The organism is Stenotrophomonas sp. 115C5 (assembly GCF_056861055.1).
The window spans coordinates 1-14,799 of sequence record NZ_JBSPUQ010000006.1; the positions used below are offsets into that span (position 1 = coordinate 1).

The 14,799-nt window shown below is 66.8% G+C and carries 14 protein-coding genes and 1 pseudogene; 11 read left to right on the plus strand and 4 right to left on the minus strand.

The features are described 5' to 3' along the window. Positions 1 to 100 (plus strand): annotated as a pseudogene (locus tag AC13FN_RS09295) (IS110 family transposase); the annotation flags it as partial. A 119-nt stretch (positions 101 to 219) separates the two neighbouring features. Here AC13FN_RS09295 and AC13FN_RS09300 read toward each other — a convergent pair. After that, complete coding sequence (locus AC13FN_RS09300) at positions 220 to 885, minus strand: TraX family protein (protein WP_482984705.1); 666 nt, start codon at positions 883 to 885, stop codon at positions 220 to 222. Between the two features lie 114 nt (positions 886 to 999). On the opposite strand from AC13FN_RS09300, the gene pip reads away from it, so the two are divergent. The 7 genes from pip to AC13FN_RS09335 all read left to right on the plus strand — a co-directional run bounded on the left by pip (position 1,000) and on the right by AC13FN_RS09335 (position 8,564). Then, positions 1,000 to 1,947, plus strand: coding sequence for a prolyl aminopeptidase (gene pip / locus AC13FN_RS09305; protein ID WP_478412585.1), 948 nt, complete (start codon positions 1,000 to 1,002; stop codon positions 1,945 to 1,947). Positions 1,948 to 2,154: 207 nt separating this feature from the next. Further along, the gene (locus tag AC13FN_RS09310) at positions 2,155 to 2,454 is read left to right on the plus strand and encodes an EF-hand domain-containing protein (RefSeq protein WP_054171836.1); all 300 of its coding nucleotides are present in this window, start codon (positions 2,155 to 2,157) and stop codon (positions 2,452 to 2,454) included. 293 nt (positions 2,455 to 2,747) lie between these two features. Continuing rightward, the gene (locus AC13FN_RS09315; RefSeq protein ID WP_054171837.1) at positions 2,748 to 3,047 is read left to right on the plus strand and encodes a hypothetical protein; all 300 of its coding nucleotides are present in this window, start codon (positions 2,748 to 2,750) and stop codon (positions 3,045 to 3,047) included. A gap of 63 nt (positions 3,048 to 3,110) precedes the next feature. Beyond that, the gene (mgtA, locus tag AC13FN_RS09320) at positions 3,111 to 5,870 is read left to right on the plus strand and encodes a magnesium-translocating P-type ATPase (protein WP_482984703.1); all 2,760 of its coding nucleotides are present in this window, start codon (positions 3,111 to 3,113) and stop codon (positions 5,868 to 5,870) included. Positions 5,871 to 5,901: 31 nt separating this feature from the next. Beyond that, a complete protein-coding gene (locus AC13FN_RS09325) occupies positions 5,902 to 6,639 on the plus strand; it encodes an MgtC/SapB family protein (protein ID WP_482984702.1) in 738 nt (245 codons plus the stop codon). 235 nt (positions 6,640 to 6,874) lie between these two features. Next, a complete protein-coding gene (locus AC13FN_RS09330) occupies positions 6,875 to 7,930 on the plus strand; it encodes a sensor histidine kinase (RefSeq protein ID WP_043396080.1) in 1,056 nt (351 codons plus the stop codon). Continuing rightward, positions 7,923 to 8,564, plus strand: a complete 642-nt coding sequence (locus AC13FN_RS09335; protein WP_478412588.1) for a response regulator transcription factor — start codon at positions 7,923 to 7,925, stop codon at positions 8,562 to 8,564. The genes AC13FN_RS09330 and AC13FN_RS09335 overlap by 8 nt, the downstream gene beginning before the upstream one ends. Positions 8,565 to 8,726: 162 nt before the next feature. On the opposite strand, the gene AC13FN_RS09340 is transcribed toward AC13FN_RS09335, so the two are convergent. The 3 genes from AC13FN_RS09340 to AC13FN_RS09350 form a co-directional block, all read right to left on the minus strand. Next, entirely contained in the window at positions 8,727 to 9,161 is a 435-nt protein-coding gene (locus AC13FN_RS09340; protein WP_071305278.1) for an EamA family transporter, read from the minus strand. Positions 9,162 to 9,248: 87 nt separating this feature from the next. Then, the gene (locus tag AC13FN_RS09345) at positions 9,249 to 10,421 is read right to left on the minus strand and encodes a low temperature requirement protein A (protein WP_054171842.1); all 1,173 of its coding nucleotides are present in this window, start codon (positions 10,419 to 10,421) and stop codon (positions 9,249 to 9,251) included. A 9-nt stretch (positions 10,422 to 10,430) separates the two neighbouring features. Further along, positions 10,431 to 10,697, minus strand: a complete 267-nt coding sequence (locus AC13FN_RS09350) for a hypothetical protein (RefSeq protein WP_043396094.1) — start codon at positions 10,695 to 10,697, stop codon at positions 10,431 to 10,433. 202 nt (positions 10,698 to 10,899) lie between these two features. On the opposite strand from AC13FN_RS09350, the gene AC13FN_RS09355 reads away from it, so the two are divergent. The 3 genes from AC13FN_RS09355 to AC13FN_RS09365 all read left to right on the plus strand — a co-directional run bounded on the left by AC13FN_RS09355 (position 10,900) and on the right by AC13FN_RS09365 (position 14,764). Continuing rightward, complete coding sequence (locus tag AC13FN_RS09355) at positions 10,900 to 11,424, plus strand: RNA polymerase sigma factor (RefSeq protein WP_313297083.1); 525 nt, start codon at positions 10,900 to 10,902, stop codon at positions 11,422 to 11,424. Continuing rightward, on the plus strand, positions 11,421 to 12,263 hold the full coding sequence (locus AC13FN_RS09360) for a FecR family protein (protein ID WP_482984701.1): 843 nt from the start codon (positions 11,421 to 11,423) through the stop codon (positions 12,261 to 12,263). The genes AC13FN_RS09355 and AC13FN_RS09360 overlap by 4 nt, the downstream gene beginning before the upstream one ends. A 71-nt stretch (positions 12,264 to 12,334) precedes the next feature. Beyond that, a complete protein-coding gene (locus tag AC13FN_RS09365) occupies positions 12,335 to 14,764 on the plus strand; it encodes a TonB-dependent receptor (RefSeq protein ID WP_482984700.1) in 2,430 nt (809 codons plus the stop codon). Positions 14,765 to 14,799: the final 35 nt, after the last annotated feature.

Consider the following 14,799-nt stretch of genomic DNA (forward strand, 5'->3'; position numbering starts at 1 on the left):
AAGGAAGCTGGCCAGGATCGCCTGGGGCGTGTTCAAAAGCGGCCGAGACTTCGATCCGGCCATGCTGAAGGTCGGTCAAGCCTGCTTCCAGCAGGCTTGACCACGAACATAGGATCTCGACTCTACACACGCCGATGGCGGCATGCTTCACCCCCACCTGCGACGCGCATTCCTTGACCGCATCCGGCATTCAAGACATGCGACATGCCAGTTCCGACATTACACAAGCAGATGAGCAACCAACGCCAGCAACGCCAGATGCCCCACGTAATACCCGTAGAACGCCCACCGCCAGCGCGGCAGCTGCCACGGCACCCGCGCCGCCAGCAGCACTACCGGAATGGCCAGCAGTGCCCAGCCGTTGTGGTTGGCCCAGCACACCGCTGCAAGCCCAACCAGCAACAGCCACCAGGCTCCATGCCGGAACGCGATCCAGGCCAGCAACACGCTGCCGACACCGGCCCACTGGTAATCCACGAACATCGGCAGCACGCCGGCGGCCAGCAACAGCTGCACCGGCCGATTGTTCGCCAGCGCATGTACGGCTACTGCTGCACATGTAAAGGTGAGCAGGATGTTGAGCGGCAGCCAGGAACCGAACGCGAGTGCGTGCAATGGCTGCGCGATCAGCCCCCATAGCGCCAGCCGACGCATCGACTTGCGCAGGTCGGCCCCTGGCTGGGCCAGGTTGCAGGCCATCACCAGCGCGAACAGCGGAAAGGCGATGCGCCCCAGTTCACTGACCACTGGCACGTAGCCACCGAACACCACCTTGGCCACGTGATCGCCGGTCATGGCCAGCAGTGCGATCCACTTCAGCAGCTCGCGCGCGCCACTGCTGAGGCCGGGGTCGAAGGTGAACATCCGTGTTGGGGTTGCTTGCATCATCGAAGCTTATGCGCATCGGCAAGCGCATTTCCATCACCGGGCAGGCAACCAGCGCTGCCGGGTGCCACGGGTGGGGGTATGCTGGCCGCCCCTGCTTGTGAGGTCCCCGCCATGCGCACCCTGTACCCCGCCATCGAGCCCTACCGCGAGTTCACCCTGAAGGTGAGCGATCTGCACACGCTGCACATCGAAGAGTGCGGCACGCCGGAGGGCATTCCGGTGGTGTACCTGCACGGCGGCCCGGGCGCCGGCATCTCGCCGACCCATCGCCGCTTCTTCGATCCGGCGCGTTACCGCATCGTGCTGATCGACCAGCGCGGCAGCGGCCGCTCCACACCGTTCGGCGAACTGCGCGACAACACCACGCAGGATCTGGTGGCCGATATCGAGAAGGTGCGTGAGCACCTGGGCATCGAGCGTTGGCTGGTCTACGGCGGCTCATGGGGCTCGACGCTGTCGCTGGCCTATGCGCAGGCGCATCCCGAGCGCACCACCGGCCTGATCGTGCGTGGCGTGTTCCTCGGTCGTGAGATCGAGAACCACTGGTTTGCCGAGGCCAACGGCGGTGCGCGCTGGATCTTCCCGGAGCGCTGGGACCGCTACGAGGCCTACATTCCAGAAGCCGAGCGCGGCGACATGATCGCGGCCTACTGGAGCCGCATGAACGGCCCGGATGAAGCGACCCGCATCGAAGCCGCGCAGGCCTGGCTGGGCTGGGAAGACAACGCCGCCACCCTGCAGCACGATGTGGATGCCGAATCCACCGACGATCCGCTGGATACCCTGGCCAAGGCCCGTATTGAAGCGCACTACTTCCGCAACGGCATCTTTCTGGAACACGACCAGTTGCTGCGTGGCATCGATCGCATCCGCCACCTGCCCGGCGTGATCGTGCAGGGGCGCTACGACATCATCTGCCCCCCGCGCAGCGCATGGGACCTGGCGAAGGCCTGGCCCGAAGCGCGGCTGGAGATGGTGACCTCCGGCCACAGCGCCAACGAGCCGGCCACGGTCGATGCGCTGGTGCGGGCGACAGATGCCTTTGCCGACCGTTTCTGAGCAGATGGTAGTGCCGGCCGCTGGCCGGCATCCCACCGTTCGAGGGTAGCGTCGACTCCGCGCAATCGCTGCTGCGCGGCCCGGTGAATGGCGGCCCACCGGCAACGGTCCACGGGTCCCCTTCTTCGCAGCCTGCTTACAGCCCCGCGCAGAAGATCCGGCCGTGGCCACCGCACCGGTGGCTCGCCCTTTCCTCAGGAGCACACCATGACCGGTTATCGCTGCCTTCCCATCGCTCTCTCGCTGTGTGCGGGCCTGCTGCTGGGCGCCTGTTCCAAGACCCAGGAGGCCAGCAAGGCAACGGCCGCCGAGGACGTGACCGAAGTAAGGCTCATCCCTGCCTACGAATCGCTGGACAAGGACAAGGACGGCATCGTCACGCTGGCCGAGGTGGATGCCGTCGCGCCGGACTGGGCCGAGCGACTGCACGCCTGCGACACCGACCGCAACAAGACGCTGAGCCGCGGCGAGTACGACGTATGCAAGCAGACCAGCGCTTCGCATTGATCCATCATTGAGCCCTCGATTGGCGCTGCGCATGCCCGGCTATACCAAGGTATAGCCGGGCTAACCCACGAGCCTCTAGGCCTGCCCCATTCAGGGGCGGACAATAGCGCCACTGCCCAGGGCAATCCTGGCCGGCATCCTCCCCTCATGGAGACGCAGATGGACCCCGACCCTGCCGGGCGCACCGCGCCCCGGATGACCGCTTGTTGCCTGTTCCTGGCGCCTGCCCGCCGGCCCCTGCCTGCCTGAGTGACGGGGGACCGCCAGGCGCCGTTTGCCTGGAGAGCACCCCCATGTCCTACAAGACCCTCTACATCACCCTGCGCCGCCTGATTGGCGAGCGCGATGTCGCCGCCCTGCGCAGCCAGCTGCTGCAGCATGGCCCCGTGATGTTCGCCCGTTCGCTGTCGCTCGGTTCGCCACGCGTAGTGGCCGACGCCTTGTCGCTGCTGCCGATCAGCGAGCGCATCACCGTGCTGCGTCATCTGCCCTATCCGCTGCGTGATGCGATGAAGCCGCTGTGCATCGGTGGCAGCCAGCGCCTGCACATGCAGCCGTGGTCGCCGGCGGTGCTGGCCATGCGCCACGCCTGATCGGTTGCATCCGTTCCGTTCGTGTTCCGGCCCCGGCCGGCTCTGACATTCGAGGAGAGTCCCATGAGCCTGCTCAACGCCTGGTTCAACGCCTTCCTGCGCAGCCGTCGCGCAGGCAACCTGTTCCGCCGCCGTGCGATGCCCGAAGCCGGATTTGGCCCGGGCAGTGCCGAAGCAGCACCGTTCGCGCTCACCACCGGCCTGGTCACCCTCGCGCAGCAGGAGGAAGCCGAGCTGCTGGCCACGCTGGGGTCGCATGTCGATGGCCTCAGCCCGCATGAGGCCGAGGAACGGCTGGCGACGCTCGGCCCCAACGAGGTGGATCACGAAAAGCCGCTGCCGTGGTGGCGGCACCTTTGGCAGTGCTACCGCAATCCGTTCAACCTGCTGCTGACCGTGCTGGCGGCGGTGTCCTGGCTGACCGAGGACATCAAGGCCACCGTGGTGATCGGTGCGATGGTGTTGCTGTCCACGCTGATCCGCTTCGTGCAGGAGGGGCGCTCGAACCGTGCTGCCGAGCGGCTGAAGGCACTGGTCGGCAACACCGCGCGCGTGCTGCGTCGCAATCCCGGCACCGAGGCCGCCGATGTGGCCGACCAGTACTTTGGTGCCCATCTGCACAGCCGCCGCCCGGCGCGCCTGCTGGACCTGCCGATCCGCGAACTGGTGCCCGGCGACCACATCGTGCTGTCGGCCGGCGACATGATTCCGGCCGACTGCCGCGTGCTGACTGCCAAGGACCTGTTCGTGGCCCAGGCCGCGATGACCGGCGAGTCGCTGCCGGTGGAGAAGTTCGCGCACCCGGGCGACGGCCTGGCCGGCCTGCTGGAACAGCACAACCTGCTGTTCATGGGCACCAATGTGGTGTCCGGTACCGCCACCGCCGTTGTGCTGGCCACGGGCAACCGCACCTACTTCGGCACGCTGGCCCTGCGCAGCACCGCCACCGACCGTGCGCCGACCGCGTTCCAGGCCGGCGTCAACAGTGTCAGCTGGCTGCTGATCCGCTTCGCGCTGGTGATGGTGCCGTTCGTGCTGCTGATCAACGGCTGGACCAAGGGCGACTGGACCGAGGCGTTCCTGTTCGCGCTGTCGGTGGCGGTGGGCCTGACGCCGGAAATGCTGCCGATGATCGTCACCTCCACCCTGGCCAAGGGTGCGGTGCTGCTGTCGCGGCGCAAGGTGATCGTCAAGCGCCTAGATGCAATCCAGAACTTCGGCGCGATGGAAGTGCTGTGCACCGACAAGACCGGCACCCTCACCCAGGACAAGATCGCGCTGGAGCGTCATACCGATGTGTTCGGCCACGATTCGGAAGACGTGCTGACGTTCGCCTACCTCAACAGCCACTTCCAGACCGGGTTGATCAACCTGCTGGACCGCGCGGTGCTGGAGCACGTGGAGCTGCAGAGCTCGCTGCGGTTGTCGCAGGACTACCACAAGGTGGATGAGATCCCGTTTGACTTCGAGCGCCGCCGCATGTCCGTGGTGGTGTCCGAGCGGGAGGACCATCACGAGCTGATCTGCAAGGGCGCCGTCGAGGAAATGCTGGCGGTGTGCAGCACTGTGCGCGAGAACGGCCTGGATATGCCGCTGGACGAGCGCCGCCTGGCGCGGGTGAGGCAGACCACTGAGGAACTGAACGAACAGGGCCTGCGCGTGGTGGCGGTGGCAATGAAAGAGACCGCGGCCAGCCAGACCGTCTACTCGCAGGCCGACGAGTGCGGATTGACCCTGGTCGGTTACGTGGCCTTCCTGGACCCGCCGAAGGAATCGGCTGCGCAGGCATTGCAGGCATTGGCCGCACACGGCGTGGAGGTAAAGGTATTCACCGGCGACAACGAGCTGGTCACCGCCCGCGTCTGTGCCCAGGTCGGCCTGGATGCCGACACCATCCTGACCGGCCCGCAGATCGAGCGCATGGATGACGGCGCGTTGTCGCGGGCAATGCACCACCACCGCGTGTTCGCGCGGCTGACGCCGCTGCACAAGGAACGCCTGGTGCGCGAACTGCGCGCGCAGGGAAAGGTGGTCGGCTTCCTCGGCGACGGCATCAACGATGCACCGGCGCTGCGCGCGGCAGACATCGGCATCAGCGTGGACAGCGCGGTGGACATTGCCAAGGAGGCCGCCGACATCATCCTGCTGGAAAAGAACCTGATGGTGCTGGAGGAAGGTGTCATCCAGGGCCGGCGCACGTTCAACAACATGCTCAAGTACATCCGCATGACCGCCAGCTCCAACTTCGGCAATGTGTTCTCGGTGCTGGTGGCCTCCGCCTTCCTGCCGTTCCTGCCGATGCTGCCGCTGCAGCTGCTGGTGCAGAACCTGCTGTACGACATCTCGCAGATCGCCATTCCGTTCGACAACGTGGACGAGGAACTGGTGCGCAAGCCACTGAAGTGGAACCCGGCGGACATCGGCCGCTTCATGGTGTTCTTCGGGCCGATCAGCTCGATTTTCGACCTGACCTGCTTCGCACTGATGTGGTACGTGTTCGATGCACGCACGCCGGCCGACCAGGGCCTGTTCCAGTCCGGCTGGTTCGTGGTCGGCCTGCTGACCCAGACCCTGATCGTGCACATGATCCGCACGCCGAAGGTGCCGTTCCTGCAGAGCATCGCCGCGCCGCCACTGCTGCTGATGACCGGCCTGATCATGGCCATTGGCGTGGCCCTGCCGATGAGCCCGCTGGCCGGCTACTTCAAGCTGCAGGCGCTGCCGGCCGGCTACTGGCCGTTCCTGGTGGCGATCCTGTTCGGCTATGCGGTACTGACCACTGCGCTGAAGCGGTTCTACATCCGTCGTTACGGCTGGCAGTAAGCGCCCGCCGCTTTGTCCAGGGAGAAACACAATGGACATCAATCCCAACCTGCCAACGTTCAACGCCGGCGCCACGCTCAGCTCGCTGATCAGCCTGTCGGTGGCGTTCGTGCTGGGCACGATCATCGGCCTGGAGCGGCAGCTGCGCCAACGCACCGCCGGCCTTCGCACCAACACGCTGGTGGCGGTGGGCGCGGCAGTATTCGTCGATCTGGCGGTGCGCTTCCATGACATTTACGGCGGACCACCCTCGCCGCTGCATGTGGTGGCCTATGTGATCTCCGGGGTCGGCTTCCTTGGTGCTGGCGCGATCATGAAGGACGGCGCCCAGGTGTCCGGCCTGAACACCGCCGCCACCCTGTGGGGCTCGGCGGCAGTCGGCGCCTGTGCCGGCATCAAGCTGCTGCCCGAGGCGGTGCTGGCGGCAGTGTTCGTGCTGGCCGCCAACACCCTGCTGCGGCCGGTGGTGAACCGCATCCAGCGGCAGCCGCTGCCGGAAGCGTTCAGCGAGGCGACCTATGCGATCAACGTGGTCTGCCAGCGCGAGCAGCAGGCCGAGGTACTGGACCGGTTGTTGCTGCTGCTTGAGCAGGCGCAGTACCCGGTGCGCGCGGTGGACCAGCGCCCATTCGGAGAGCGTGACGTGGAGATCGAAGCGGTGTTGTATGCCACCACGGTGGATGCCGGCGAACTGGATGCGGTACTGGCCACGCTGGCGACCACGCCCGGCGTACTGCAGGGGTTCTGGAACGCCAGCCTGGAAGAGTAGTGCCGGCCGCGGGCCGGCAACCTCATGAACTCCGGACGCACCGTGCATCGTTTTGGTGGGTGCCGACCGTTGGTCGGCACAAATCCTCACCGCCCCGCCGTTCAAGTGCTGTGCCGACCAACGGTCGGCACCTACCAGGAGCCGGCACCCACCGCGCAGGAGCACGCCGACCAAGGCCGGCATCCACCAATGCCGGCTTTGCTATCCTTTCCGCCCACGCCCGGGAGCTTCCCCGATGCCATCGCTGTCGCCCCGCCGCCCGCTGGTGCTGCTGGCCCTGATCGTCGTGATGGCGGCGATCTTCCTGATCGATACCGTCACCGATTACGCGGTCGCGGCAGCCTGCTTCTACGCAGCGGTCATCCTCGCCGCATCACGCGTGCTGAGCGCGCGCGGGCTCATCACCCTGGCCGTCGCCTGCATCGCACTCACCGGGCTGAGCTTCTTCCTGACCCGCTTCGGCACCTACCGCATCGGCCTGGTCAACTCGGTGATCGGCATGCTGGTGATCGGCATCACCACCTACCTCGCCTTGAACATGGAAGCGGCCAAGGCCGCCGTGCAGGAAGCACAGGGTCGCCTGCTGCGGGTAGCGCGCGCTTCCACCGTGGGCGAGCTCACCACCTCCATCGCCCATGAAGTGAACCAGCCGCTGGCGGCCATTGCCAGCAGTGCCGAGGCCTGCCAGCGTTGGCTGGCACAGGACCCGCCGAACGTGGACAAAGCACGCCAGACCGTGGCCCGCATCCTGGCCGACGCGCACCGTGCCGGTGACGTGATCGCCCGCATCCGCGGACTCACACAGGGCGCGGCACCGGAACGGCGCGCCTTCGACCTGAACCAGGCGGTGGAGGAAATGCTGGCGCTGTCACGCAGTGAACTGGACCAGCACGGTGTGGCCGTGGCCCTGCTGCTGGATGCCGACCTGCCCCCGGTGCAGGCCGATCGTGTTCAGGTGCAGCAGGTGATCGGCAACCTGATCCTCAATGCGGTGGACGCAATGGAAGCCGTGCCTCCAGCCGACCGCCGCCTGTCGCTGCTGACCCGACGTGACGGTCAGCGGGTCAGTCTCAGCGTGCGCGACCGCGGCGTCGGCCTGCCCGCCGATCATCCCGAGCGTGTATTCGATGCCTTCTGGACCACCAAATCACATGGGCTCGGCCTGGGCCTCAGCCTGAGCCGTTCGATGATCGAGGCCAACGACGGCCAGATCCGCGCCGAACGGCCAGCAGGCGGCGGCGCCTGTTTCGTCTTCGACCTGCCCATCGCCACGGACGTTCAACATGCGTAAGCCCGTTGCCCCTGCCATCGACCCAGCACCCATCGTCTATGTAGTCGACGACGATCCGTCGGTGCGCGCCGCACTGGAAGACCTGCTGGCCTCAATGGGCCTGCAGGTGCGGGCGTTCACTTCCACCCAGGCCTTCCTCGAACACGAACTGGAAGATGCGCCGGCCTGCCTGGTGCTGGACGTGCGCATGCCCGGCCAGAGTGGGCTTGAATTCCATCGCACGATGGGCAGTCACGGTCTGCAGCTGCCGGTGGTGTTCATCACCGGCCACGGCGACATTGCGATGGGCGTCAACGCGATCAAGGACGGCGCCATCGAGTTCCTGACCAAGCCCTTCCGCGACCAGGAACTGCTGGATGCCATCCACAAGGGCATCGAGATCGACCGCCAGCGGCGCCGCGACGGCGAGGCACTCGGCGCGCTGCAGCTGCGCTGGGATACCCTCAATGCCGGCGAGCGCGAGGTGGTCGACGGCGTGGTACGCGGCCGCCTCAACAAGCAGATCGCCGGCGACCTCGGCGTCAGCGAGATCACGGTGAAGGTGCGCCGCGCACAGGTGATGCGCAAGATGGGCGCGCGCACCCTGGTGGACCTGGTGCGGATGTATGACCGCCTGCAGGCAGGTACTGCGTGAACGCATCGGAGCCGGTAGAGGCGACTGGCAGTCGACTGCTGTTCGTCCGGACGGGGAAACCTCACGCCTTGCGCATTAGTCGACTGACAGTCGACTCTACACGTGGGTACCGCGCGCTTCGCCCTGCATCCTGCTCTCCCTCGTCGATGGGTTTGAACGCCGCTACTTCTTCGTCGCCAGTACGATCACCCCGGCCACCACCAGGCCGATGCCGCTCCACTCCCGCAGCGTCGGACGTTCGCCCAGCAGCAGGTAGGCAAGCACGATCACCAGCACCACACTGAATTTGTCGACCACTGCGACCTTGGCCAGCTCACCACTCTGCAGCGCGCGGAAATAGAACAGCCATGAAGCGCCGGTGGCCAGTGCCGACAGCACCAGGAACAGCTGGGTGCGGCCCGGCAGCAGCAAGGGATTGGACCATTTGCCGGTGACCACCACCAGCGGCAGGATCACCGCGGCCACCACCAGGGTGCGGATCGCCATGGCCAGGTCCGAGTCGACGCCCTTGACGCCAACCTTGGCGAACAGCGCGGTCAGCGCTGCGAACACGGCAGACAGTCCGGCCCACAACAACCATTGCGGCAGGTTCTGCATGAAGTGCTGCTCCCGGTTCAAAGGGGGGGTGCCGACAACGCTACTCTCATCGCCCGCCCGCGCAAGTCCGGCAACGGCGCGTGCGGATCATGCGCGCTGCAGGCGACGCTTCAACTGCGTATCCATCAAGCCCACCGCCAGCAGCACCGCGCTGGTCAGCCAGCCAGCGGCCAGCAGATGGGTGTGCGGCAAAACCACGCCCAACACGACCAACGCCACTGCACCGACCAGATGCGAATACGGGGCGCGCCCGTACACAATGCGCTTGTACAAGGCGCTGCCAAGCAGGTAGATCAACGGCCCGGCAACCAGCACCGTAGCGTAGACCGGGGTCACCGCCGCGCCAGGATGGTCCATGACCAGATCGTTGCCGACCGCGGTGGCGATGATGCCGGCGATCAGCAGCGCATGCACGTAGTGGAAGTTGGCCCCCATCCGCCCGGGGTCCTCGGAATGGGTGATCGCCGCGGTGGCATCGCGGCTGGAGATGCCGAAATACAGCCACCACATGGCGATGGTGCCGGCGAAGGTGGCCAGCACCGCCGAGACCACATCGCCGCTCCAGTGCTCGACCTCGCTGAGCACGCCGCCAGTGGCCAGCAACGTCTCACCCAGGGCGACGATGACGAACAGCTGGCAACGCTCGGCCAGGTGCCCGCCTTCGATGGTCCACTCGCGGGTGTGCGAACGGCCCAACCCCGGAAACGCGAAGCCGAACATCGGCGAGATGTACTCGCAGGCCACCGCCACCGCCCACAAGGCCAGGCGCAGGTTGCCCTCGGCAGCAGCGCCTGCCAGCCAGAAGCAGGCCGACACGCTCACCCACGCCAACATGCGGCGGAAATTGGGCGCCAGCGGATGGTTGCGCCCGACCTCCAGCAGCACGAACACCGTGCGCCCGACCTGCATGGTGGCGTAGGCCCCCGCGAAGACCCAGGCGCGTTCAGCGAAGGCCTCGGGAATGGACGAGGACATCAGCAACGCCAGCAGCATGGTGACGAACAACAGGCTGCGGATGCGTGGCGCCTCCGGATCGAACCAGTTGCTGACCCAGCAGGCGTACTGCCAGCCCAGCCAGACCGCGAACCACAGCACCAGCGTCTGCATGACGCCGGCCAGGTCCAGGTGATGCAGCAGATGGTGGCTGAGCTGGGTAACCGCAAACACGTAGACGAGGTCGAAGAACAGCTCTTCGTAGGTCACGCGGGCGTGGTGGCCATCGCGCTGGCGCAGGGCAGGCAGTCGCAGTCGTGTGCTCATGGCCGTCCTTCAGCGCGCCAAGCGCCAGTACAGCAGAGCGGCCAGCAAGGCCGGCACGGCGAACACCAGCAGCAGGATCGGCAGCTCCTCCCGGACGGCGTAGCCGGCCCTGCTCACGCCCACCCACATGTTGGCCACCGTCACCAGCAGCCAGGTGGCGATGAACGCGATCAGGGCCGTGGGCAGCTGTGACTGGCCTACGCTCCACAGCCGCCCGAAGAGCAGGAACACCCCCAACAACAGCACCCCACCCACCATCACCAGAAGCACGTGCATGGTCCATCTCCTTGAGCCTGCTGGCAGGCTAGCCGCGGCCGATTCTGCGCTCCAGCCGATGATCGTGGTTTCACTCTCCAGCCTCGCCGAACAATCCCGATCCCCGAACCACATAGCAAACGCGAACGGTTCCCATTAGTATTGCGTCATCGCGCAGGGATGCCCTCCCCGTGCCCGCCCTTTGTCCTTGCTTCCGGTCCGGATGTCCCAGCTGCCTTCCCCACACCCTCCTGCGCTGCCGCTGGTGTCCTCGCTGGTGCGCCACTACGAGGAACTGGTGGAGTACCTGCGCTGTCGTTTCCGTTCGCCAGGGCTGGCCCGTGAAGTGGTGCACGATGTCTGCGTGCGGCTGCTGGAACGCCCCGCCGCCTACGATGCACGGCAACCCATCGCGCTGCTGCGGCGAATCGCCCACGATGCGGCGGTGGACCGCTGCCGCGCCGAGGATCTGCGCCGGCACTGGGTGGAGGCGCGTGCCGAACTGCCCGATGACGCCTGCCCACGCCCAGGCCCCGAGCAGCAGGCGCAGGGACAGCAGGCCTTGCAGCGCCTGAGCGCCACCATCGAGCGCATGCCCTGCCGGCGCCAGCAGGTCTTCATCCTGCACAAGATCCATGAGCTGCCGCAGGCCGACGTCGCGCAGCGCATGGGCATCGGCCTGAAGGCGGTGGAGCGTCACCTGCGGCTGGCCATGGCCGATTGCCGCCAGCAGGGCACGCTGCAATGAGCGATGCACCTGCACCTGCACCACCGCCGCCACCCGAGATCCCCACCACCGACCAGGTCCTGGACCAGCATCGGGATGCCCTGAAGCAACGCTTTCCGCTGCCCGACCCGGAAACGCTGCGCCGCCGGGGTGGCGGCGCGAAGCAGGTACTGTCCGTATTGCTGGTGCTGGCCGGTGCCGTATTCGTGGCCGACCCGGCCTGGCAGGTCCGCGATTACCAGACCGGCGTCGGCGAACGCCGTGAACTCGTCCTGGCCGACGGCAGTCGGGTGCAGCTGGATGCAGGCACCCGCGTGCAGGTGCGCCGCCATCTGCGCTCCCGGCAGGTGCTGCTGGAACAAGGGCGGGCACGCTTCGAGGTGCAGCACTCGGCCTGGCGGCGCTTCGAGGTGGATGCCGGCCCGGTCCACGTGCGCAACTACGGCACGGTGTTCGACGTCGACCGCCAGGGTGAACTGAGCGAGGTGACACTGTGGCGCGGCGAGGTTGGCGTACGCGTCGACGAGGGCAACAGCGAACAGCGACTGAAGCCAGGGCAGCGCCTGCTGGCCCAGCGCGGTTCGCTGTCACCTCCGGAAGCCATCGATCCAGAGCAGGAGGACTGGACCACCGGACGCCTGCAGTTCGACCGCATGCCACTGAGCGAGGTCCTGCGCATCCTGCAGCGCTATCACGACCGTCCCATCGTGCTGGACGACCCAGCGCTGGGGCCCCTGCAGGTGTCGGGCGTGTTCGATGCCGACCGCGCCGAGACCGTACTCGCGCTGCTGCCCGAGATCCTGCCGGTGCAGGTGCATGCCGGCACCGATGGCAGCCTGCATCTGCGCGCCCGCGATTGAATGCCACACCGAGGGTGGGTTGCGCGCCGTCCCATCCGGCAAGTGCTTGAACCCTTCCGAAGGACCCCCGCATGACCCGCCCTGTTCCGCCTGCCGCCCTGCGCCGGCTGGCCCCCACCCTGCTCGCTGCCTGCCTGTGTGCAGCCCTGCCCGCCACGGCGCAGACCGCTGCGTCCGCACCCATCGAGCTGCATCTGCCGGCCGGCCCGTTGCAGGCGTCGCTCAACTCGCTGGCCCGGCAGAGTGGCATCCAGCTGCTGTTCGCGGCCGACAGCGTAGGCGGCCGCAGCGCCCAGGCGGTTGATGGCCGCTACACCCCGCGCGAGGCCCTGCAGCAACTGTTGGCCGGGCAAGGCCTGGCCCTGCAGGAACGTTCGCCGGGCGTGTTCGTGGTCAGTGCTGCGCCAGCGCCGGCCACGCCGCGCACCTCGGCCCGCGCCGCGTCATCGGCGCCGGCATCAGCCGCGACGACGTCGCTGGCCCGCGTCACGGTATCGGCCTCGACCGCGCGCATGCCGCAGGGCGAGACCGCCATGCCCAATACCATCACGGTGCTGACCCGCGAGGACATCGCCCAGCAGCTGGCGCTGGGTTCGGATGTATCGCGGGTGCTGTCGTCACAGATCCCGGCGTTTGCCCCGGCACGCGAGAAGATGTCCAACTACGGGGAAACCATGCGTGGCCGCGGCATCCTGTACATGGTCGACGGCGTGCCGCAGTCGACGCCGCTGCGCGATGGCTCGCGTGATTCGCACACCATCGACCCGGCGATGATCGAGCGCATCGAGGTCATCCACGGCGCCAACGCGCTGCAGGGCATCGGCGGTACCGGTGGCATCGTCAACATCATCACCCGCAGCGCGCCCAGCGAGCCGGGTGCGTTCCTGCTCGACACCAATGTCAGCTACAGCGCCGCCATGCCCAGCCGCCACGATGACAATGGCCAGCGCGGCTCGGCCCTGGTGGGCGTGCGTGGCGAGCAGTTCGACTTGGTCGCCGGCCTGGCCTATGAGAAGCAGGGCCTGTACCACGACGGCGAGGGCCGATCGATCGGCACCAACGCGCAGGGCGAGCTGATGGACTCGACCTCATCGAACGTCTTTGCCAAGCTGGGCTGGAACATTGCCGAAGGCCACCGCCTGCAGGTGATGGCCAACCGCTACGAACTGCGCGGGCTGGACAATTACCTGGCCATCAACGGTGACTACCGGACCGGTCGCCCGACCATTTCGGTCCCCGGCGATACGCCGCTCGATCCACCGATGAACCGCTCGCGTTCGCTGACGGTGGACTACAGCGCCGCCGACCTGCTCGGTGGCCGTTTCCAGGCACAGGCCTTCGCGGTGGATTTCGAAGGCCGCTATGGCGCCAGCCAGTGGGACCCGTGGGGCAACACCGGCGCCAATGCCGCCTGGGACCAGACCCAGAACGAATCGGACAAGCGCGGCTTCAAGCTGACCCAGAGCTGGACCCGCATCGCCGACACCACGCTGGACGTGACCCTGGGCCTGGACGGCCTTCGTGACCGCACCCACCAGGTGCTGCTGGCCAGCGGCATGAACTGGGTACCGCAGACCACCTACCAGAGCCTGTCGCCGCTGCTGCAGCTGCACTGGTGGCCAACCGATCACCTGATGCTGTCCGGCGGCCTGCGCTACGAAAAGGGCGAGCTGGAGGTGGGTGACTACACCACCCTGCCCCGTTACGGCGCACGCAAGGTGGCCGGTGGCAAACCGACCATGAGCGAGACCCTGCCCAACTTCGGCGCGGTCTGGTACATCAACGACCGCCTGAACGCCTATGCCTCGTACTCGGAGGGCTACACCGTGGCCGACGTCGGCCGCGTGCTGCGCGCGATCAACCGCGACGGCCAGGGCGTGGACAGCCTCATCGACCTGTCACCGGTGGTGTCGGACAACCGCGAGATCGGCCTGGAGTACGACGATGGCCGCTTCAGCGGTGACATTGCCTACTACACCTCCGAATCCAAGCTCGGCTCGGTGCTGATCTACGATCCGGGCATCGATGCCTATGCGGTGCAGCGTCAGGCCACCCGCGTGGAAGGCTTTGAAAGCAACCTGCGCCTGCGGTTGGGCGACAGCCGGCTTGGCCTGGGCTATGCGCGCGCCAACGGCCGCTACGATGCCGACGTTGACGGCCGCCTCGACAGCGACCTGGCTGGTGTGAACATCGCACCGAACCGGCTGACCGCGTTCTGGGAACATAGCTGGACGCCGCAGCTCAGCACCCGCCTGCAGGCCAGCCATGCCTTCGACCGCGACTTCGACCTGCGTGGCACGCAGGTGGCGGAGTTCAAGGGTTACACCACTCTGGATCTGGTCGCGCGCTATACGCTGGACAAGCATGCCTTCACGCTGGGCGTGCAGAACCTGGCGGACAAGCAGTACATCAGCTACTACTCGCAGACCACGCCATCGAACCCGAGCTATTTCTCCGGCCGCGGCCGGGTGCTGACGCTGGGGTGGCAGTACCGGTACTGATCCATGGCGCCCTTATGGGAGCCATGAAATCTATG